Source organism: Pseudomonas sp. HUK17, from assembly GCF_001566765.1.
The window spans coordinates 13233-33481 of sequence record NZ_LSMW01000004.1 but is presented as its reverse complement, the minus strand read 5'-3'; the positions used below and the strand labels follow the sequence as shown (position 1 = coordinate 33481).

The following is a 20249-nucleotide window of genomic DNA, read 5'->3' as shown; positions in this document are numbered from 1 at the left end:
CTGGCGCTCAACGCGGCCATCGAAGCGGCCCGCGCCGGCGAGCACGGCAAGGGCTTCGCGGTGGTGGCGGCCGAGGTGCGCAAGCTGGCCGAGCGCAGCCAGGTCGCGGCCCAGGAGATCGGTGACGTGGCCAAGAACAGCGTGGCCCTGGCCGAGCGCGCCGGTACCCTGCTGGACCAGATCGTGCCCTCCATCGGCAAGACCTCGGATCTGGTGCAGGAGATCGCTGCGGCCAGCGAAGAGCAGAGCAGCGGGGTAAGTCAGATCAACGGGGCTATGCTGCAGTTGAATCAGCTGACTCAGCAGAACGCCTCGGCCTCGGAAGAGTTGGCGGCCACTGCCGAGGAAATGAGCGGCCAGGCCGAGCAACTGCAGCAGCTGATGGGCTTCTTCCACACCGGTGAAGGCCGTGCGGTACAGGACCTGGAACGGGCCATGGAGCGGGCTCGGCCAGCCGCTCCGCGCAGTCCGCAAGTCGCCGTCCGTTCCCAGTCCGCCGCCGGTGGTCGCTTGCCGGAAGGCTACGTACGTTTCTCGGAGTAACCCATGAACGCCCTGACGATCTCCGATCTAGAGCAAGACACCCTGGGTCACCAGCACCTGACCTTTGTCGTGCAGGAAGAGACCTATGCGGTGGATACCCTGGCCGTGCGCGAGATTCTCGAGTTCGGCCAGCTCACCCAGGTTCCGCGGATGCCGGCGTGCATCCGCGGCGTCATCAACCTGCGCGGGGCGGTGGTGCCGGTGATCGATCTGGAGGCACGCTTCGGCGGTAGTCCGACCCAGGTCGGGCCACGGACCTGCGTCGTCATCCTGGAGGTGCCCACGGGCGATGACCTGCAGGTGCTTGGCGTGGTCGTCGATGCGGTCAGCGAGGTGCTGGAGATCGCCCCCGGCGACATCCGCCCGGCGCCCAGCTTCGGTAGTCGCCTGCGCCCGGACTTCATCGCCGGCATGGTCAAGTCGGGCAGCGGCTTCGTCGTCGTCCTCGATGTCCCGCGGGTGCTGGATATCGAAGAACTGGCCGGCCTGGCCGCGCGTAGTACCAGCTGAGCGCCGCTGGACCCCTGATGCAAAGACTCAGAAAAGACAGGAAAAAGGAAGCGCAACATGCAGTTGATGTTCTCGCTACGGACTCGAGTGGTATGGTCGGTACTGGGCATGGCCGTAGCCCTGCTTCTGGTAGTGGGGGCGGCCTGTTATCAGCTGAAAGCTTTGGGTGGCCCAGATGTCGGTTCGGCCCAGTGGCTGGTGGGCGTGCTGGGCCTGGCTGCCCTGGGCGTAGTGGTCCTCGGTGGCGGGTTCATCATGCACACCTTGCAGCGTCAGCTTGGCGCCGATCCGCGGGTTGCCGCCCAGGTGGTGGCGCAGCTCGCGCGTGGTGGGTTTCCACGCCAGTTGCCGTTGCGCGAAGGGGATACCCAGAGCCTGTTGGCGCAACTGGCCGGGCTGGTGGCGACCCTGCGCGAAGTGGATGCCGAGTGGGGACGCATCAACACGGAGCAGGCGCGAGGTCACCTAGACGGTCGCTCCAATGCTAGGGCGTTTCCGGGTTGCTATCGCGACTGGTTGGAGCAGTACGCTGGCACGCTGCAACTGCAGCAGGACGAGCAAAGACGTGCCATGGCCTGCGTCAGCGCGATCGCCGCTGGCGATTTCACGGCGAAGCTCGATCCCTATCCCGGGCAGAAGGGCTTCATCAACGCCAGTGTCGAGGAACTGCGCGGCAGTCTGCAGACCCTGCAGGGCGAATTGCAGCGGATGTCCCACGAGCATGCCATCGGCGATATCGAGGTCTGCATCGAAGCCCAGGGCCTGCAGGGCGCCTTTGCCGAGATGGCCAGCGGTATCAACGCGCTGGTCGACAGTCACATCCAGGTCAAGAAGAAGGCCATGGCCTGCGTCAAGGCCTTTGGCGAGGGCGACCTGACGGCGCCGCTGGAGGCCTTCCCGGGCAAGAAAGCCTTCATCAACGCCCACATCGAGCAGCTGCGGGGCAATCTGCAGGGATTGATGGCGGAGATGCAGCGGATGTCCCAGGAGCATGATGCCGGCGACATCGACGTCAGTATCGACGCCGAACGCTTCCAGGGCTCCTATCGCGAAATCGCCGCTGGCATCAATGCCATGGTCGCCGGTCATATCGCGGTGAAGAAGAAGGCCATGGCCTGCATCAAGGCCTTCGGCGAAGGCGATCTCTCGGCGCCGCTGGAGCGCTTCCCCGGCAAGAAGGCCTTCATCAACGACAACGTCGAACAGGTTCGGATCAATATCCAGCGTCTGATCGATGACGCCCAACACCTCAGCGAGGCGGCCATGGCCGGTCGCCTCGATACACGCGCCGATGTCAGCCTGCATCAGGGCGATTTCCGTCGAATCGTCGCCGGCATCAACGGTACCTTGGACGCCATTGTCGCCCCGGTGAACGAGGCCATGGGCGTGATGGCCAGGCTAGCGGAGGGGGATCTGAGTCGTACCGTTCAGGGCGACTACCAGGGCCAGTTGCTGGAGCTGAAGAATTCCATCAACGGCACCGTCGACAAGCTCAACCAGATCATCGGAGAGGTGCGGTTGTCGGCCGATGCCCTGGCGAGTGCCTCGGAGGAGATCTCCGCCACCGCTCAGAGCATGAGCCAGGCCAGCACCGAGCAGGCGGCATCCGTGGAAGAAGCCAGTGCCAGCATCGAAGAGATGTCGGCGTCCATCGCGCAGAATTCGGAAAATGCCAAGGTTACCGACGGCATGGCCGGTAAGGCGGCCCAGGAGGCGCAAGAGGGTGGTGCTGCGGTCCGTGATACCACCGTGGCGATGAAGACCATCGCCGACCGGATCGGTATTGTCGACGACATCGCCTACCAGACCAATCTGCTGGCGCTCAACGCGGCCATCGAGGCGGCGCGGGCCGGGGAGCACGGTCGTGGCTTCGCGGTGGTAGCCGCCGAGGTGCGCAAGTTGGCCGAGCGCAGCCAGGTGGCGGCCCAGGAAATCGGTGCCGTGGCCAAGAACAGCGTGGCCTTGGCCGAGCGCGCCGGCACCCTGCTGGATCAGATCGTCCCTTCCATCACCAAGACCTCGAGCCTGGTACAGGAGATCGCCGCGGCCAGCGACGAACAGAGCGGCGGGGCAGGGCAGATCAACGCCGCCATGCTGCAACTCAATCAGATCACCCAGCAGAATGCCTCGGCATCGGAAGAGCTGGCGGCCACGGCCGAAGAGATGAGCGGCCAGGCCGAACAGTTGCAACGACTCATGGACTTCTTCCATACCGGAAAGGGGCGCGCCATGCGCGATCTGGATCGCGCGCTGGAACATGCCCGGCCGTCGTTGCCGAGGTCCCATCATCCGCTAGCGTCCGGTCGTGGCGAGACGGCGAACGCTCGCTTTCCAGAAGGTTTCACACGCTTCGGTGAATAGCGCCTAGGCGCCATGCCGTGGCCTGGCTGAACAGCCATCGGCTGGCGCCGCTGCGCCGCCTGATGCGCCCCTTGGCGGTAATGCCACCGATTGATCGGCTGGCTAGGTCGCCGTGCTAACCGAATGGACGGCTGCGGACCAAGGGTAACGCTTCGTTTCCTTGTGGAAAGGAAGTGGCACACACGCCAGCCAGGCTAGGCCTTGGTATTGCTGAGTCGCGCTGCAAAGGCCCTGTCGAGCAACGGATGAGGCGCATTCCAGAGCGGACACGCGGTAAGTGCTAGATAGCAGAACGGTTAAAGAAGGCCAGGGCTAGGCCGAAGAACTAGGCAGTAACCATTAGGAAGTCATTCCATGCTGAACAAGATGCGTGTTTCGACCAAATTGATGCTGGGCTTCGGCGCCGCCATCCTCATGCTGCTGCTGACCATCGGCGTGGCGCTGCTGAACATGGGGACGATGAGGGAAGCCGCTGACTCCATGTCGCAGTATCGCTTTCCCATGACGGTGCAGGCCAACACCCTGGCCCGCAACACCCTGGATTCCGGCCGCCAGATGCGTAACCTGCTGCTGCAGGACGGTGCTGACCAGCGTGCCAAGACCCTCGACGAGATCAAGCGCATTCGGGGCGAGAACGGCGACATCCTCACCGACCTGGGCAAGAAGATCCAGAGCGACGAAGGCAAGCAGAAGCTCAAGGCCGTGCTGGAAAGTCGCCAGCGGCTGCAGGACAAGTACAGCGAATTCTTCCGCCTGCTGGACGTCGACCATGGGCAGGCGCGTGACTATCTGCTCAACGTCTTCGCCCCCAACAACAACGAGCTGGTCACCGCGGTCAATCAGCTCAATGACCTCCAGGCCCAGCGCATGATCGAGTCCGGCGAAGCCGCGACCGCTGCCTATGTGGACGCCCGCAACCTGATGATCGTCCTGGGTGCCGTGGCGTTGCTGATGTCGGTCGCCATGGGCTACCTGATCGCCCGCAGCCTCATCCGCCAGCTGGGCGGCGAGCCGGCCTATGCCGCCGATGTGGTCAGTCGGGTCGCCCGCGGTGATCTGAGCGTCGTGGTCGAGACCCGCGAAGGCGATACCACCAGCATGCTGGCGGCTATCCGTGGCATGACCGAACGCCTCGGGCAGATCATCGGCGAGGTACGCGGCAACGCCGATTCCCTGGCCAGTGCCTCCGAAGAGGTCTCGGCCACCGCCCAGAGCATGAGCCAGGCCAGCACCGAGCAGGCTGCCTCGGTCGAGGAGACCAGCGCCAGCATCGAGCAGATGTCGGCTTCCATCGCCCAGAACACCGAGAATGCCCGGGTCACCGACGGCATGGCCGGCAAGGCGGCACGGGAAGCGGGCGAGGGTGGCGAGGCGGTGCGCGATACCCTGGTGGCGATGAAGACCATCGCCGACAAGATCGGTATCGTCGACGCCATCGCCTACCAGACCAATCTGCTGGCACTCAACGCGGCCATCGAAGCGGCCCGCGCCGGCGAGCACGGCAAGGGCTTCGCGGTGGTGGCGGCCGAGGTGCGCAAGCTGGCCGAACGCAGCCAGGTGGCCGCCCAGGAGATCGGTGAGGTCGCCAAGAACAGCGTCGCCCTGGCCGAGCGTGCCGGTACTCTGCTCAGCGAGATGGTCCCCTCGATCAACAAGACCTCGGATCTGGTGCAGGAGATCACCGCTGCTTCCGAAGAGCAGAGCGCCGGGGTCGATCAGATCAACAGCGCCATGCTGCAACTGAGCCAGCTCACCCAGCAGAACGCCTCGGCGTCGGAAGAGCTGGCGGCCACCTCCGAGGAGATGAGCGGCCAGGCCGAGCAACTGCAGCAGCTGATGGAGTTCTTCACCCTGAACAATGCCTTGCCGGGCGTCAACGCGGGCCTGTCCCCCAGTACCGGCTCGAGCCACGGCAAGACCAAGCGCAAGGCCTCCGCCTTCCGCTCCGCACCCGTGACCGTTGCCACCCGGGGCAAGGCTCCGGTCGGCTTCGCCCACTTCGAGGAGAGTGTCTGATGAGTAGTGCAGAGCTGCCCCGGCAGTTTCTTACCTTCCAGCTGGGCGGTGACATGTACGCGGTGGGTACCGGCTGCGTGCGCGAGATCATCGAATATGGCGCGGTGACCAGCGTACCCATGCTGCCGCCATCGATCCGTGGGGTGATCAACCTGCGCGGCGCCGCGGTACCGGTGATGGACCTCGGCGTGCGTTTTCATGGCCAGCCCACCGAGGTGACCCGGCGCAGCTGCATCGTGGTGCTGGAGGTGCAGGGCGGGCAGCGCACCCAGGTGCTGGGGGTGGTGGTGGATGCCGTCAGCGAGGTGCTGGAAATCGGCGCGGATGCCATCGAGCCGGCGCCGGATTTCGGCGCTCGGGTGCGCACCGATTTCATCCTCGGCATGGCCAAGCAGGGCGACGGCTTCGTCATCCTGCTCAACATCGAGCGCGTGCTCGGTGAGGACGACTACCAGCAGCTCGCTGCCATTCCGGCTGCCTGAGCATGAGCGTGTCCGAGGCCCTCGCGCTCACCGATGCCGAGTTCCAGCAATTCCGCTCCCTCATCTTCAAGGTCGCGGGCATCAGCATGTCCGATGCCAAGAAGCCGCTGGTGGGTGGACGGCTGGCCAAGCGCATCCGCCTGCGCCAGCTGCCCAGCTACGGCGCCTACTTCCGCCTGATCCAACAGGATCGGGGGGAATTCCAGATGGCGGTGGATCTGCTCACTACCAACGAGACCTATTTTTTCCGCGAGCCGAAGCATTTCGACTTCCTGCGCAACCAGGTGCTGCCGAACTGGAAGGGCAGCCAGCCGTTTCGCCTGTGGAGCGGTGCCTGTTCCTCCGGCGAAGAGCCCTACACCCTGGCCATGACCCTGGCCGAAGGTCTCGGTGACAAGCCCTGGGAGATGCTCGCCTCTGACCTCAGCACGCGCGTGCTGGAGAAGGCCCGCCTGGGTCAGTATCCGTTGGAGGAGGCCGAGGGCATTCCCGCGGCGCTGCTGCGGCGTTACTGCTTCAAGGGCGTGGGTAACAACGCCGGCATCTTCCTGGTCGATCCGGCACTGGCGGCGCGCATATCCTTCATGCAGATCAACCTCAATACCCGGTTGCCGGAGGTGGGCAAATTCGACGTCATCTTTCTGCGTAACGTGATGATCTATTTCGATCTGCCCACCAAGCGCCAGGTCGTCGAACGGCTGGTCCGCCATCTGCGTCCGGGTGGCTATTTCTTCATCAGCCATTCGGAAACCCTCAATGGCGTGACCGAGGCCTTGCGCATGGTGTCGCCTTCCATCTATCAGCGGCCGATCTGAGCACCGTGGCGGTGGGCGAACGCTTCCTCACCCCCGGCGACTGGTATTTCGGTCGTGGCGATCTGCAACTGCGGACGGTACTGGGCTCTTGCGTCTCCTTCGTCTTCTGGCACCCGGGTGATCGGTTGGGGGGCATGACCCACTCCCTGCTGCCCAGTCGGCTGGGTGGCGCCAAGACCACCCGGCGCGACGGCCATTACATCGACGATGCCCTCTATCTGATCCTCAGGGCCATGGCGCGCCATGGCAGCGATCCACGCGGGTATCGCATTCACCTCTATGGCGGTGGCTCCATGTTCCCCGGAGTGCCGAGCACGCTGGCGGCGTCCATCGGGCAGCGCAACGTGGAGGCCGCGCGCGCCTTGCTGGCCGCCTATGGTCTAAGGTGCGACAAGACCCATGTCGAAGGTATCGGGCACCGCAAGTTGATCCTCGATCTGCGCACGGGCGCTGTCTCTCTCCAGCAGGCGACCCTGAGCGCAAATCCCTCCTCTCCGGACTACCCCTAATGAATAAGATCAAGGTTCTCATCGTCGACGATTCAGCCGTGGTGCGTCAGGTGCTGGCACAGAGCCTGGCCCTGGATCCGGGCATCGAGGTGGTCGGCGTAGCGGCCGATCCGGTGTTCGCCATGGACAAGATGCGCAAGCAATGGCCGGACGTCCTGGTGCTGGACGTGGAGATGCCGCGCATGGACGGCATCACCTTTCTCAAGAAGTTGATGTCCGAGCGGCCGACCCCGGTGGTGATCTGCTCCACCCTCACCGAGAAGGGCGCTGCCACCACCCTGCAGGCCATGGCGGCCGGCGCGGTTAGCATCGTCACCAAGCCCCAGGCCAATCTCAAGCAATTCCTCCAGGGCTCGACCGAGGACCTGGTGCATGCCATCAAGGCGGCAGCCCGCGCCAATCTCAAGCGCCTGGCGCCGCGGGCGGCGCCCGTGGTGGCAGCGCCCAAGCTCAGCGCCGATGTCATCCTACCCGCCGGTGGCACGGCCATGGCCCGGACCACCGAGCGGCTGGTGGCGCTGGGCACCTCCACCGGGGGTACCCAGGCGTTGGAAGCCGTGCTCACCTCCCTGCCGCGGGTCTGTCCCGGCATCGTCGTCGTGCAGCATATGCCCGAGCGTTTCACCGCCGCCTTCGCCGAGCGCCTGGATCGCCTCTGCGACCTTGAGGTCCGCGAAGCGCGGCACGGTGATCGCGTCACCCCGGGACGGGTGCTCATCGCCCCGGGTGGCCGGCACATGTTGCTCAAGCGCAGTGGTGCCCAGTACCACGTGGACGTGGTCGATGGCCCGCCGGTGAGCCGCCATCGACCTTCGGTGGACGTACTGTTCCGCTCGGTGGCGCGGGCGGCCGGCAGCAACGCCCTCGGCATCATCATGACCGGCATGGGCGACGACGGCGCCCGTGGCCTCAAGGAACTACGCGAAGCCGGCGGCCGTACCCTCGGCCAGGACGAAGACAGCTGCGTGGTCTACGGCATGCCCAAGGAGGCCATGAAACTCGGCGCCGTGGAGCAGGAAATCGGTCTCAACCAGATCGCCGCCGCCATCCTCAAGGGCGGCGCCTAGACGAACTTGCGGGGCAGCCCGGACTCCAAGCGCGAGCACGCGAGGAGAGCCCCATGTTCGACATCTGCCAATGGATCAATGAACCCGAGACCTGGCTGGCCGAGCCCGAGCGGCTCCGGGTCATCACCGATCGCCACAGTGACTTCTGGCGTCAGACCCACGACGGCGCCGAGCGCCACAGCGGCCACTTCTTCGGCGCCCGGGTCACCAGTGGTTTCACCGCGCAGGTGCGGGTCGCGGCGCGCTGCAAGAACCAGGGCGATCATGCCGGGCTGATGGTGCGGATCGACGAGCAGCAGTGGCTGCGCGCTGGCATCGGCTACTTCGACGACACGCCGCAACTGCTTAGCGTCCTGACCCAGGGCCGTTCGGATCTGGCCGTGGGCGCACCCTTGAGCGAGCGGGAAGAGGTGTGGCTGAGGGTCACCCTGACCCAGGGTAGCCTGCGGGTGCAGGCCTCGCTGGACGGTCAGCGCTGGCCGCTGCTGCGCTTGGCCAGCTTGCCAGCCGCCGCGGAATACCGGGTCGGCCCGGTCTGTGGCACCCCGGAGCGCGGCGGCATGGAAGTGGCGTTCAGCGAGTTCAGTCTGCAAGCCCCGCTGCAGCGAGGCCTGGCCGATCTGAGTTGAGGTGGTGTTGCTAAACTATGTTTTACGATCTAGCGAGCTAGAGCCAAACAAGGCAAAAACGCCTGAGGAAGCGGAGTTTACAAATGGTAAATGAGCATTCCGAAGGCGTTTTTAACGCAGTTAGGCCGACGCGCAGCAGATCGTGGCTGAACATCAGCCGACGGTGACGGGGGGCAGTTCGACCTGCTGCACCTGCACCGCCTTGCGCGGCGCGACCACCTTGGCGACGCCGTCGACGACCTTGTCACCGTGTTGGTTGAACACGCGGGTGGCCAGGTTCACGCGAAACTTCGGCAGCTTTTCCAGCACCTCGATTTCCACCGTCAGGGTATCGCCCAGCTTGACCGGCTTTTCGAAGGTCATGGTCTGGTCGACATAAAGAGTGCCTGGGCCCGGCAGGTTGCAGGCCACCGCGGCGCTGATCAGGGCGCCACTGAGCATGCCGTGGGCGATGGGCTCGCGAAACAGCGTCTTGGCGGCGAAGTCGGCATCCAGGTGCAACGGGTTGCAGTCCCCGGAGAGGGCGGCGAACAGCAGCACGTCGCGCTGCTCGATGGTGCGGGTCACGGTCACCTTTTGGCCGATCTCGAGGGCTTCATAAGGGATGTTTTCGGTCAGGCTCATGAGGCGCTCCGGCAGCTGTGGCAAGGCGGCAGACGCCGCGAAGCCGGGCATTCTACCCAGGCTGGTCGTCTGAGGCTAATCGACGCCCGGAAAAGCCGATAGAGAAGGTGACCAAAAATGACTTTATGGTCATTAGGTGACGTTCAGGGCGGATATTGATGCTGTTGCGGGCAGGGCAAAGCTGCTAGGCTCGCAGGGCCGGTTCAGCGCTGATCACGGCACGCCAACGAACAATAACCATAGAGCGGGAGCGGGCTGCATGATGCCGAATTTCTGGAGTGACAAATATCCCGAGGGCATCCAGACAGACATAGACCTGGACCGTTATCGCAACGTCCTGGCGGTATTCCGCGAGGCCTGCCAGACCTACGCCGAGCGCCCGGCGTTCAGCAATCTCGGGCGGACGCTGAGCTACCGCGAACTCTATGAGCTGTCCGGTCAGTTCGCTGCCTACCTGCAGAAGCACACCGACCTGCAACCCGGCGATCGCATCGCCGTGCAGATGCCCAATGTGCTGCAGTACCCGGTGGTGGTGTTTGGCGCCATGCGCGCCGGCCTGGTGGTGGTCAACACCAACCCGCTGTACACCGCCCGTGAGATGCAGCACCAGTTCAAGGATTCCGGCGCTCGGGCGCTGGTGTGCCTGGCCAACATGGCGCACCTGGCCGAACAGGTGCTGCCGCAGACCGACATCCGGCACGTCATCATCACCGAGGTCGGCGACCTGCTGCCGACCTTCAAGCGCCTGCTGGTGAACGCCGTGGTCCGCCACGTCAAGAAGATGGTGCCGGCCTATCGCATTCCCCATTCCATCCGCTTCGTCGATGCCATGACCAAGGGCGAGCACGTCGATTTCGTCGACGCCGACCCGGGGGCGGAGGATGTCGCCGTGCTGCAGTACACCGGCGGCACCACCGGCATCGCCAAGGGCGCCATGCTGACCCACCGCAATCTCGTGGCCAACATGCTGCAGTGCCAGGTGCTGATGACCAAGTACCTGGGCGGCGGCGCTCAGGTAATGATCGCGCCGCTGCCGCTCTACCACATCTATGCCTTCACCATTCACTGCATGGCCATGCTGATCCAGGGCAACCACAACGTCCTGATCACCAATCCGCGTGATCTGCCGGCGCTGGTCAAGGAACTCAGGCAGTGGCGCTTCAACGGCTTCGTCGGCCTCAACACCCTGTTCGCCGCCCTGTGCAACAGCGAGGAGTTCCGCCAGCTGGATTTCTCCCAGCTCAAGGTGACCTTTTCCGGTGGCATGGCGCTGCAGCAGTCCGTGGCCTTGCGCTGGGAAGAGGTCACCGGCTGCGGCATCTGCGAAGGCTACGGCATGACCGAGACCAGTCCCGTGGTGAGCTTCAATCCGCTGGAGCGTCGCCGGCTGGGCACCATTGGCGTACCGGTACCAGGTACCGACTGCAAGGTGGTGGATGCCGATGGCGTGGCCCTGGGCTTCGACACCCCCGGTGAACTGTGCGTCAAGGGGCCTCAGGTGATGAAGGGCTACTGGCTGCGCCCCGAGGCCACCGCCGAAGTCCTGGACGCCGAAGGCTGGCTGCGTACCGGCGACATCGCCGTCATCGAACCCGATGGCTATCTGCGCATCGTCGATCGCAAGAAGGACATGATCCTGGTGTCCGGTTTCAACGTCTATCCCAACGAACTGGAAGAGGTGCTCTCCCAGTTACCCGGGGTGCTGCAGTGCGCGGCCATCGGCATCCCCGACGAGGTGGCAGGGGAGAAGATCAAGGTGTTCGTGGTGCCCAAGCCGGGTGCATCCCTGACCACCGAGCAGGTGCTCAAGCACATGCACGACAACGTCACCGGCTACAAGCGCCCCAAGCTGGTGGAATTCCGCGACAGCCTGCCGACCACCAACGTCGGCAAGATCCTGCGCCGCGAACTGCGTGACGCCGAACTCAAGAAGGCGTAACAGGGCTTCACCATGTCCCCCGCGCCGCTACCTCTCGTCGACTGGTAGCGGTGTCGCCGGTCTCCAAGCATGGTTTTCGCAAGAGGTTCGGGTATAAACCGCAGGCGGCATTTTGCCGTCATCTCTTCGACCTCTCTCCTTGAGGACACACCATGCGAATTTGCGTACGCCAGGCCTTGCTGGGCCTCTTCCTGCTGGGCTCCAGCATGCTCGGCCAGGTCCAGGCGGGTGAACCCATCCGCGTCCTGTTCGTGGGCAACAGCTATACCTTCGTCAACGATCTACCGGCGATGGTCCGTCAAATGTCCGTCGAGGCCGGTCAACCCCGCCCGCTGGACGTCAAGCATGTGACCTTCAGCGGCGCCAGCCTTGAGGAACACTGGAAGCGCCACGACGTGCAGGACGAGCTGGCCAAGGCCAACTACGACTACGTGGTGATCCAGGATCACAGCATGATGCCGGTGAAGAATCCGGACCTCACCCGTCGGTACGTCCGCCTGATCGCCGATCTGGCGCGCAAGGACGGCGCCCAGCCGATCCTTTACCTGACCTGGGCACGGCAGAACAACCCGACCATGCAGGCGCAGCTGGACAGCGTCTACACCCCCCTGGCCAAGGAAACCGGCGCGCTGCTGGCCCCGGTGGGCCAGGCCTGGCAGAAGGCCCTGGCCGATCAGCCGCAGCCGGGGCTGTTCCTGCCCGACGGCAGCCACCCGTCCTTTACTGGCACCTACCTGACCGCTTCGGTGTTCTATGCGCTGATCTACGGCACCCGTCCGCCGCTGCCGGCCGCCGGCGAGAAGATCAAGTTCGATCATGCCGATCCGGCCGATCTGCAGCAGGATGCCTGGAAGGCGCTGCAATCCCTCGACATGGCGCTGCGCACGCCGCCGGCCGGGTTGAACATGGCCAGTGTCCAGGCCAAGCGCTGAGAGACTGCTCAAAGACTGCTGCGCGTCGGCCAAACGGCGTTGAAAGTGGCTTCGGAATGCTCATCTACTAATTGTAGACTCCGCTTCCTCAGCCACTTTCGCCTTGTTTGTCTCTAGCTCGCTAGCCTTTGAACAGCCTCTGACCCCGTGTTGCCTTTGCGCGACCAGGCGTCGCGCAAAGGCAGGCAACCCGGCGGTTTTCCGCCCGCCGTTCTTGTAAAGCCCCGCCAGACCCCCCAACTCTTTTACACTTACCGGTCCAAACGACCGCCGTCGAAAGAGTTTCATGACCGATACCCCCTCCGTTGCCCGTCTTGCCGCCAACCTGGATCAGGCCTTCAACGCCGATCGCCATCGCCTGAGACGCCAGCTCCAGGCCTTGCAGAAACAGCCCGATCCAGTCCGCGAGGCCCAGTGGCTGGAACGCTTTCAGGCCTCCTGCGCCAAGGTCGAGGCGCGGCGTGCCAGCGTGCCGCGCATCCGTTACGACGATGCCCTGCCGATCGCGGCCAAGCGCGAGGAAATCAAGCGCGCCATCGAAGGCCATCAGGTGGTGGTGATCGCCGGTGAGACCGGTTCGGGCAAGACCACCCAGTTGCCCAAGATCTGTCTGGAATTGGGCAGGGGTGTACAAGGGCTGATCGGCCACACCCAGCCCCGCCGGCTGGCGGCGCGCAGCGTGGGCGCCCGGGTGGCGGAAGAACTGGGTTCGCCGCTGGGCGAACTGGTCGGCTATCAGGTGCGGTTCGAGGATCAGAGCACCGACGCCACCCTGATCAAGCTGATGACCGACGGCATCCTGCTGGCCGAAACCCAGCACGACCGCTTTCTTGAACGCTACGACACCATCATCGTCGACGAGGCCCACGAGCGCAGTCTCAACATCGACTTCCTGCTGGGCTTTCTCAAGACCCTGCTGCCGCGCCGACCCGATCTCAAGCTGATCATCACCTCGGCCACCATCGACCTGGAGCGCTTCTCCCAGCATTTCGACGGTGCCCCCATCGTCGAGGTGTCCGGGCGGACCTATCCGGTCGAGACCTGGTACCGTCCCCTCAGCGCCGAAGTGGACGAAGACGGCGAGCGGCTGGTGGACGACCTCTCGGTGGACCAGGGCATCCTCCAGGCCCTGGACGAGATCGAGGCCCACGAGCGCAGCGTTGGCCAGCGCCCGGGCGATGTGCTGGTGTTTCTGCCCGGCGAGCGTGAGATCCGCGATTGCGCCGAGGTGCTGCGCAAGGCCCAGCTGAAATTCACCGAGGTCTTGCCGCTCTATGCGCGGCTGACCCCGGCCGAGCAGCAGAAGATCTTCCAGCCGCGTCCCGGACGCAAGATCGTGCTGGCCACCAACGTCGCCGAGACGTCGCTGACCGTGCCGGGCATTCGCTACGTGATCGACAGCGGCACCGCGCGCATCAGTCGCTACAGCTATAGAGCCAAGGTCCAGCGGTTGCCTATCGAAGCCGTCTCCCAGGCCAGCGCCAACCAGCGCAAGGGCCGCTGCGGACGGGTCGAGCCGGGCATCTGCATTCGCCTCTACAGCGAAGAAGACTTCCTGGGACGGCCGACCTTTACCGATCCGGAGATCCTGCGCACCAACCTGGCGGCGGTGATCCTGCAGATGCTGCATCTGCGCCTGGGTCGCATCGAAGACTTCCCCTTCATCGAGCCGCCGGATGGCAAGGCCATCAAGGACGGCTTCACCCTGTTGCAGGAGCTCTCGGCGGTCGATGTCGAAGGCCGCCTGCTACCCCTGGGCCGGCAGCTGGCGCGCCTGCCCGTCGATCCGCGCCTGGGCCGCATGCTGCTGGAGGCGACGGAGCAGGGCAGTCTCGCCGAGGTGCTGATCGTCACCAGTGCCCTGTCGGTGCAGGACCCGCGCGAGCGCCCGGCCGATCGCCAGACCCAGGCCGATCAAGGCCACGCCCAGTGGAAGGACCCGGATTCGGATTTTGCCGCCCTGGTCAATCTCTGGCACGGCTTCGAGGAGCAGCGCCAGGCGCTGGGCTCCAATGCCCTGCGCAGCTGGTGCCGCAAGCACTTCCTCAACTACCTGCGGCTGCGCGAATGGCGCGATGCCCATCGCCAGCTGACCCTGCTCTGCCGCGAGCTGGGGCTCCAGGCGCGCAAGACCGAAAGTCCGGCGCCGGCACCCGCGGAGGTCGGCAACAGACCTGCGCCCACCACCGACAAGCACGTCAACGCCAAGGCTCAGCAACAGGCCGAGGCCAGCGAGGCGGCGGTGCGTGCCCGCGGCTATGCGGCGCTGCACAAGGCCATTCTCGCCGGTCTGCTCAGCCAGATCGGCCAGAAGAGCGAGGATGGCGACTACCTGGGCGCGCGTCAGCGACGCTTCTGGATCCATCCCAGCAGCGTCATCGGCCGCAAGAAGCCCACCTGGATCATGGCCGCGGAGCTGGTGGAGACCACCAAGCTGTTCGCCCGCATGGTGGCCAAGATCGAACCGGACTGGATCGAGCCGGTGGCGGGGCACCTGGTCAAGAAGACCCACCTCGAACCCCACTGGGAGAAGAAGCGGGGCCAGGTGGTGGCCTATGAGCAGGTCACCCTCTATGGCCTGATCGTGGTCGGTCGTCGCCCGGTGCACTTCGGCCCCGTAGATCCGCCCGCTGCCCGCGAGTTGTTCATCCGCGAAGGCCTGGTACGTGGCGAGATCAACAGTCGCGCCAAGTGCCTGGCCGCCAACCGCGCCCTGCTGGAACGCCTGGACGAACTGGAAGCCAAGGCCCGCCGCCGCGACATCCTCGCCGACGAGGAAACGCTGTTCGACTACTATGCCGCGCGTCTGCCGGCGGACGTCTACCAGACCGCCACCTTCGACAGCTGGTATCGCCGCGAAAGCGCCAAGCAGCCCGATCTGCTGATCATGCGCGAGGAAGACGTCCTTGCCCGCGAAGCCAGCGAGGTCACCGCCGCCCAGTATCCGGACACCCTGCGCCTGGGCGAGTTGACCCTGCCGCTGTCCTACGAATTCGACCCGACCCATCCGCGTGACGGCGTCACCCTGCGGGTGCCGGCGCCACTGTTGCCACAGCTGCCGCCCCAGCGCCTCGACTGGCTGGTGCCGGGGTTGCTCTATGACCGCTGCGTGGCCCTGGTGCGCAACCTGCCCAAGGCCCTGCGCAAGAACTTCGTGCCGGTGCCGGATTTCGTTCGCGCGGCGCTGGACAAGATCCCCTTCGGCGAGGGCTCGCTGCACGAGGCCCTGGGGCGCGAATTGCAGCGCATGACCGGCGCCCGCATCCCCGACGACGCTTGGCCGGAGGCCGAAGCCGGCCTGGATCCGCACCTGCGCATGAATCTCGAGGTGGTCGATGCCCAGGGCAAGCCGCTGGGCGAGGGCCGCGACCTGGCCGAGGTGACGGCGCGCTTCGCTCAGGAAAGCCAGGCGGCCCTGGCGCTGCCGACGCAGAAGCGCCAGGAGCAGCGCCCGGTGGAGGCCAAGGCCTTCGCCGAGGTGGCGGCCAAGACCCAGCAGCAGGTGGCCGGCCTTTCCATGACGGTCTATCCGGCGCTGGTGGACGAGCAGGGCACCGTACGCGAAGGCCGCTTCGCCACCCAGGCCGAGGCCCGCTACCAGCACCGTCGCGCGTTGCAGCGACTGCTGCTGCAGCAACTGACGGAGCAGGCCAAGTTCCTGCGCGGCAAGTTGCCCGGCCTCACCGAGCTGAGTCTGCTGCACCGCGAATTGGGTCGGCCGGAAGCCCTGGTGGAAGATATCCTGTTGGCCAGCCTGGACGCCGCCATCCTCGCCGACGAAGCCGAGCTGCCCCGCGATGGCGCCGGCCTGGCTTCATTGGCCGAGCGACGCAAGGCGGGCTTGACCGAACAGGCCGAACGGATCGCACGCCTGACCCTGGAGATCCTCAAGCTCTGGCATGGCCTGCAGAAGAAATTCAAGGGCCGCATCGACCTGGCCCAGGCGGTGGCCCTGAACGACATCAAGGCGCAATTGGCCAGCCTGGTCTATCCCGGCTTCGTCCGGGATACGCCGCTGGAGTGGCTCAAGGAATACCCGCGCTACCTCAAGGCCATCGAGCAGCGCTTCGACAAGCTCGGCGGCCAGGTGCAGCGCGATCGCGTCTGGAGCGGCGAGCTGGCCGGACTCTGGGAGCAGTATCGTGCCCGCGCCGCCAAGCACGGCCAGGAAGGCAAGCGCGACGCCAACCTGGAGCTCTATCGCTGGATGCTGGAAGAGTACCGGGTGTCGCTCTGGGCCCAGCAACTGGGCACGCGGATGCCGGTGTCGGACAAGCGGCTGAACAAGCAGTGGAGCCAGGTGGAAGCCTAGCGCGGTCATTCATCGGAGCCACCGCTGGCCCGGGTCGGACGTTGTCTTAGTGACAGCGGGACCCAGGCCAGTTTTCGCGTCCACGGCGCCCTCGAACGCTTTCTGACCGCGGCCCGTCGCGGTTGGGTGATCCGGTTCGAGTGCACGGCGGTGGCAGGCGTCAAGCATCAGATCGAGGCTCTCGGCGTACCGCTCGGACTGGCGCGCCAGGCGTTGATGTCTGGCGCCGGTCTAGCGTGGCAATACCTGGCGCAATGACCCGCCCACATCCGGCAGGTCCATCTCGATGCGCCGCCACCAGGCTTCCGCAAAGCTGTAGCAGGCGAAGGCGATCAGGCCGAGGCCGACCACGGACAGGACCAGTCCGCCGAAGGGCAGATTCTGCAGGCCGTTCAGGGCGTCCTTCATGCCCGGCGGATGCAGCGCCTGGTAGCGCGAGCCGCTGACCACCAGCAGGACGGCAATCTCGACGAAGGCTACCCCACGGGCGATGAGGCCGAAGCGACCGATGGGGCGGATCAGCCGCAGCTGTTCCGGACTGGCTTCGAGATAGCGCTCGAAGCTGGCCTTCCAGCCCTTCACGAAATGGGCGAGACCCACTCCCAAGGGGATCAGTGCGGCGATGTACACCAGCAGGTTGGAATAGCGCCAACTAAGCAGCATCTGCAGAAAGTCATTGGTGTCGCCACCCGAGCCACCGCCCTGGCGCAGGCCGCTGACCAGTAGGCCCAGAGCGAAGAAGGCGAGGGCGCCATAGGTGATGCCGCCTACCAGCAGGCCGGCGCGGATCACCAGGCCCTTGGGCTTGCTGCCATGGTCATCGACATCGCGGATGGCCTGGAGGATGCGCCAGGCCGCGAAGGCGACCAGGCCGATTACCACCAGGCCGACCAGAAAGTGGCCGAAGGGTTGGGCGAGCAGGGCTTCCAGGCTGTCATGGCTGTCCGCCGGCTGGCCGGAGCCCCGTGCGGCCAGCAACGCCAGCACGCCGATGATGAGATAGACGAGACCGCGGGCGGCATAGCCGCCGCGGGCCAGAAGAGTAAGTCCGGTACGGGTGCGCATCTGTTATGTCCTGTTACATTCTGCCTTGTACTGACCGATGGGCCGCGCGCGGGTTCTGGCGGGCGGACAGGCGCACCAGAGTGCTGGCAGGATGCGGCGTTAGGCCTTAGGCTCGCACCCTTTGCCCGGCGATCGGTTCATGGACAAGGCACGACTGCTCACCCTCATTCTTCAGGCACTGGAAGCCGACCGGGACGTCATCAGCCAACAGCTGACGGCCAGTCACGAAGCGGCTACCCACAGCGAAAGCAAGGCCGAGAACAAGTACGACACTCGTGGTCTGGAGGCGGCCTATCTGGCCGACGGCCAACGCCGCCGCCTGCACGAGATCGAGCTGGCGCTGGCCGCCTACCGAGCGTTGACGCCCGTGGCCATGACCGATGGTATCCGCGTCGGTGCCCTGATCGAGCTGACCACCCCGACGGCCAGCCGCTGGCTGTTCCTTGGCCCGGATGCGGCGGGGCTCAAGGTCAGGCTGGACGGCCAGGAGGTGCTGGTGATCTCGCCCCGCGCGCCCCTGGGGCAGGTTCTGCTCGGTCGGGAGGAGGGTGATGAGGTGGCGGTGACGGTGGAGGGCAAGGTGCACCGCCAGGAGATCGTGGCGGTGCACTGAGCGTCAGGCTGCCCTCAGGGATCACCGTAGGTTGGGTTGAGCGCAGCGAAGCCCAACAGAGTCCAGCCTCGGTGCATGCCCTGTTGGGCTTCGACGATGGAGCCGTTTCAGCCCAACCTACGATCCACGCTGCCAAAGGAACAATGTAGGTTGGGTTGAGCGTTAGCGAAGCCCAACAGAGCCCAGGCTTGGTACAAGCTCTGTTGGGCTTCGACGATGGAACCGTCTCAGCCCAACCGACGATCCGCGCTACCAAAGGAACACCGTAGGTTGGGTTGAGCGCAGCGAAGCCCAACAGCGCCCAGCCTCGATGTATGCCCTGTTGGGCTTCGACGATGAAGCTGTCTCAGCCCGACCTACACGCTCTTGCGGCCAAAGCCTTAGGCTTCGACGCCCTCCACTGACTTGGTAGCCCGGGGCGGGCTTGCCTCTTCCTTTTCCTGCTTTGGCCGGTGCTGATCCAGCCAGGCGCGGCCTTGGTTCTGGGCCTCGTCGACCTTCTTGTTCAGCTCGTCGAGGGTCCCGCCCAGGGTTTCCCGGGCCTGTTCGCGGGCGGCTTCTTCCACCTTGGTGGCGAAGCTGTCCGCCGCCTTCTCCGCGCTGTCGCAACCGCCGAGGCCGAGCAGCAGGAGGATGCCTGCAAGACTGAGGATGACTCTGGTGTTCATGGTCGACTGCTCCTGTTCACGAAGGCCGATTCAGCGAATCGCGTGATTCCTGACCGGCGGCGGTGTGCTTGGCTTCGCCGCGGGTCTTATACAGCGAGACCAGTACGCCGCCGGCCAGCAGGCCCAGGGTCACGCTCAGGGAGATCACCGGCGGGATCTTGCCGATGATGCCCACCAGGAAGATCTTGCAGCCGATGAACACCAGTACCAGCGCCAGGGCGTACTTGAGATAGGCGAAGCGGTGGATCATCGCCGCCAGGGCGAAGTACAGGGCGCGCAGGCCCAGGATGGCGAAGACGTTGGAGGTGTAGACGATGAAGGGATCCTGGGTGATGGCGAAGATCGCCGGCACGCTGTCCACCGCGAACACCAGGTCGGCGCACTCGATCACGATCAGCGCCAGGAACATCGGCGTCACCCAGAGCACCGTCTTGCCGCTGGCATCGGGCTGGCGCACGAAGAAGTGCTGGCCATGCAGCTCATCGGTCACCCGCAGTTTCTTGCGCAGAAACTTGATGAAGACGTTGTCGTCGAGCTTGGGCTCTTCGTCCACCTTGGCGAACAGCATCTTGACCCCGGTGATCACCAGGAAGGCGCCGAAGACATAGAGGATCCAGTCGAACCTGTGGATCAGGGCGGCGCCCAGGCCGATCATGATGGCCCGCAGCACGATCACCCCGAGGATGCCCCAGAACAGCACCCGGTGCTGGTATTCGCGCGGGATGGCGAAGAAGCCGAAGATCACCGCCATGAGGAAGACGTTGTCCATGGACAGCGACTTCTCGATTAGGAAACCGGTGACGTAGTCGAGGCTGGCATCGGCGCCCTTGAGCTGCCAGACGAAGAGGGCGAACAGCAGACCCGCGGTGATGTAGCCGGCGGACAGCAGCAGGCTCTCCTTGACCTCGATGGGCTTGTTCTCCTTGTGGAGGACACCCAGGTCGAAGGCCAGCAGGGCGATGACGACGGTGAAGAAGGTAAGCCACATCCAGGCGGCGGTGCCGAGGAAGTCGGCGAAGAAGAATGCATGTAGGGCGTTCATGAGCCCCTCCTTAGTCAAGTTGCAAGACTATGACTCGACATGGCGGCATACGCCGTCAGAGGGGCCCGGGTCACCCATAGAGGATTTCGAACTCGCGCACATTCGGCAAGGGTTGCAGTTTT

18 protein-coding genes and 1 pseudogene are annotated in these 20249 nt (G+C 65.0%); 15 read left to right on the top strand and 4 right to left on the bottom strand.

The window, feature by feature from the left end; translation table 11 throughout:
- The 10 genes and pseudogenes from AX284_RS02095 to AX284_RS02055 all read left to right on the top strand — a co-directional run.
- On the top strand, positions 1–543 hold a 543-nt coding region (locus AX284_RS02095), incomplete at its 5' end, for a methyl-accepting chemotaxis protein (protein ID WP_236712130.1).
- A 3-nt stretch (positions 544–546) separates the two neighbouring features.
- Positions 547–1053 carry a chemotaxis protein CheW gene (locus AX284_RS02090; RefSeq protein ID WP_017642755.1) on the top strand — a complete coding sequence of 169 codons (507 nt, stop codon included), beginning with the start codon at positions 547–549 and terminating at the stop codon, positions 1051–1053.
- Positions 1054–1110: 57 nt separating this feature from the next.
- Positions 1111–3414 carry a methyl-accepting chemotaxis protein gene (locus AX284_RS12215; RefSeq protein WP_068383326.1) on the top strand — a complete coding sequence of 768 codons (2304 nt, stop codon included), beginning with the start codon at positions 1111–1113 and terminating at the stop codon, positions 3412–3414.
- 354 nt (positions 3415–3768) lie between these two features.
- Positions 3769–4242, top strand: a pseudogene (locus AX284_RS12210) (MCP four helix bundle domain-containing protein); the annotation flags it as partial.
- 39 nt (positions 4243–4281) lie between these two features.
- Positions 4282–5430: a methyl-accepting chemotaxis protein gene (locus AX284_RS02080; RefSeq protein WP_442963834.1), complete on the top strand. Its 1149-nt coding sequence runs from the start codon at positions 4282–4284 to the stop codon at positions 5428–5430.
- Positions 5430–5912: a chemotaxis protein CheW gene (locus tag AX284_RS02075; protein WP_068383322.1), complete on the top strand. Its 483-nt coding sequence runs from the start codon at positions 5430–5432 to the stop codon at positions 5910–5912. Before AX284_RS02080 ends, AX284_RS02075 begins: the two co-directional genes overlap by 1 nt.
- A gap of 2 nt (positions 5913–5914) precedes the next feature.
- The gene (locus tag AX284_RS02070; protein WP_064307176.1) at positions 5915–6727 is read left to right on the top strand and encodes a CheR family methyltransferase; all 813 of its coding nucleotides are present in this window, start codon (positions 5915–5917) and stop codon (positions 6725–6727) included.
- An 11-nt stretch (positions 6728–6738) separates the two neighbouring features.
- The gene (locus AX284_RS02065) at positions 6739–7236 is read left to right on the top strand and encodes a chemotaxis protein CheD (protein ID WP_236712129.1); all 498 of its coding nucleotides are present in this window, start codon (positions 6739–6741) and stop codon (positions 7234–7236) included.
- Positions 7236–8303, top strand: coding sequence for a protein-glutamate methylesterase/protein-glutamine glutaminase (locus tag AX284_RS02060; RefSeq protein WP_017642761.1), 1068 nt, complete (start codon positions 7236–7238; stop codon positions 8301–8303). The genes AX284_RS02065 and AX284_RS02060 overlap by 1 nt, the downstream gene beginning before the upstream one ends.
- Before the next feature lie 53 nt (positions 8304–8356).
- Entirely contained in the window at positions 8357–8932 is a 576-nt protein-coding gene (locus tag AX284_RS02055; protein WP_068383318.1) for a DUF1349 domain-containing protein, read from the top strand.
- A 153-nt stretch (positions 8933–9085) separates the two neighbouring features.
- Here AX284_RS02055 and AX284_RS02050 read toward each other — a convergent pair whose 3' ends face one another.
- A complete protein-coding gene (locus AX284_RS02050) occupies positions 9086–9556 on the bottom strand; it encodes a MaoC family dehydratase (RefSeq protein ID WP_017642763.1) in 471 nt (156 codons plus the stop codon).
- Between the two features lie 259 nt (positions 9557–9815).
- On the opposite strand from AX284_RS02050, the gene AX284_RS02045 reads away from it, so the two are divergent.
- The 4 genes from AX284_RS02045 (at position 9816) to AX284_RS12020 (ending at position 16997) form a co-directional block, all read left to right on the top strand.
- Positions 9816–11495 (top strand): long-chain fatty acid--CoA ligase, encoded by a 1680-nt coding sequence (locus tag AX284_RS02045; protein ID WP_068383316.1) that lies wholly within the window; start codon positions 9816–9818, stop codon positions 11493–11495.
- A 152-nt stretch (positions 11496–11647) separates the two neighbouring features.
- Positions 11648–12427, top strand: coding sequence for an SGNH/GDSL hydrolase family protein (locus AX284_RS02040; RefSeq protein ID WP_064307172.1), 780 nt, complete (start codon positions 11648–11650; stop codon positions 12425–12427).
- 286 nt (positions 12428–12713) lie between these two features.
- Positions 12714–16739 carry an ATP-dependent RNA helicase HrpA gene (gene hrpA, locus AX284_RS02035; RefSeq protein ID WP_068383314.1) on the top strand — a complete coding sequence of 1342 codons (4026 nt, stop codon included), beginning with the start codon at positions 12714–12716 and terminating at the stop codon, positions 16737–16739.
- 24 nt (positions 16740–16763) lie between these two features.
- The gene (locus tag AX284_RS12020; RefSeq protein ID WP_269084840.1) at positions 16764–16997 is read left to right on the top strand and encodes a hypothetical protein; all 234 of its coding nucleotides are present in this window, start codon (positions 16764–16766) and stop codon (positions 16995–16997) included.
- On the opposite strand, the gene AX284_RS02030 is transcribed toward AX284_RS12020, so the two are convergent.
- Entirely contained in the window at positions 16971–17804 is an 834-nt protein-coding gene (locus AX284_RS02030; RefSeq protein WP_068383312.1) for a DUF1206 domain-containing protein, read from the bottom strand. The two genes, AX284_RS12020 and AX284_RS02030, sit on opposite strands and share 27 nt — an antisense overlap.
- Positions 17805–17943: 139 nt before the next feature.
- On the opposite strand from AX284_RS02030, the gene AX284_RS02025 reads away from it, so the two are divergent.
- Positions 17944–18417 carry a GreA/GreB family elongation factor gene (locus AX284_RS02025; protein ID WP_026084046.1) on the top strand — a complete coding sequence of 158 codons (474 nt, stop codon included), beginning with the start codon at positions 17944–17946 and terminating at the stop codon, positions 18415–18417.
- A 380-nt stretch (positions 18418–18797) separates the two neighbouring features.
- Here AX284_RS02025 and AX284_RS02020 read toward each other — a convergent pair whose 3' ends face one another.
- Positions 18798–19085, bottom strand: a complete 288-nt coding sequence (locus AX284_RS02020; RefSeq protein ID WP_068383310.1) for a hypothetical protein — start codon at positions 19083–19085, stop codon at positions 18798–18800.
- Between the two features lie 16 nt (positions 19086–19101).
- Positions 19102–20127, bottom strand: coding sequence for a TerC family protein (locus tag AX284_RS02015; protein WP_068383309.1), 1026 nt, complete (start codon positions 20125–20127; stop codon positions 19102–19104).
- Positions 20128–20249: the final 122 nt, after the last annotated feature.

Bases quoted from the DNA above. Each gene is read 5' to 3' on its own strand.
- AX284_RS02090 (WP_017642755.1), top strand. From the start codon at position 547: ATGAACGCCCTGACGATCTCCGATCTAGAGCAAGACACCCTGGGTCAC.
- AX284_RS12215 (WP_068383326.1), top strand. From the start codon at position 1,111: ATGCAGTTGATGTTCTCGCTACGGACTCGAGTGGTATGGTCGGTACTG.
- AX284_RS02080 (WP_442963834.1), top strand. From the start codon at position 4,282: ATGATCGAGTCCGGCGAAGCCGCGACCGCTGCCTATGTGGACGCCCGC.
- AX284_RS02075 (WP_068383322.1), top strand. From the start codon at position 5,430: ATGAGTAGTGCAGAGCTGCCCCGGCAGTTTCTTACCTTCCAGCTGGGC.
- AX284_RS02070 (WP_064307176.1), top strand. From the start codon at position 5,915: ATGAGCGTGTCCGAGGCCCTCGCGCTCACCGATGCCGAGTTCCAGCAA.
- AX284_RS02060 (WP_017642761.1), top strand. From the start codon at position 7,236: ATGAATAAGATCAAGGTTCTCATCGTCGACGATTCAGCCGTGGTGCGT.
- AX284_RS02055 (WP_068383318.1), top strand. From the start codon at position 8,357: ATGTTCGACATCTGCCAATGGATCAATGAACCCGAGACCTGGCTGGCC.
- AX284_RS02050 (WP_017642763.1), bottom strand. From the start codon at position 9,556: ATGAGCCTGACCGAAAACATCCCTTATGAAGCCCTCGAGATCGGCCAA.
- AX284_RS02045 (WP_068383316.1), top strand. From the start codon at position 9,816: ATGATGCCGAATTTCTGGAGTGACAAATATCCCGAGGGCATCCAGACA.
- AX284_RS02040 (WP_064307172.1), top strand. From the start codon at position 11,648: ATGCGAATTTGCGTACGCCAGGCCTTGCTGGGCCTCTTCCTGCTGGGC.
- hrpA (WP_068383314.1), top strand. From the start codon at position 12,714: ATGACCGATACCCCCTCCGTTGCCCGTCTTGCCGCCAACCTGGATCAG.
- AX284_RS02030 (WP_068383312.1), bottom strand. From the start codon at position 17,804: ATGCGCACCCGTACCGGACTTACTCTTCTGGCCCGCGGCGGCTATGCC.
- AX284_RS02025 (WP_026084046.1), top strand. From the start codon at position 17,944: ATGGACAAGGCACGACTGCTCACCCTCATTCTTCAGGCACTGGAAGCC.
- AX284_RS02020 (WP_068383310.1), bottom strand. From the start codon at position 19,085: ATGAACACCAGAGTCATCCTCAGTCTTGCAGGCATCCTCCTGCTGCTC.
- AX284_RS02015 (WP_068383309.1), bottom strand. From the start codon at position 20,127: ATGAACGCCCTACATGCATTCTTCTTCGCCGACTTCCTCGGCACCGCC.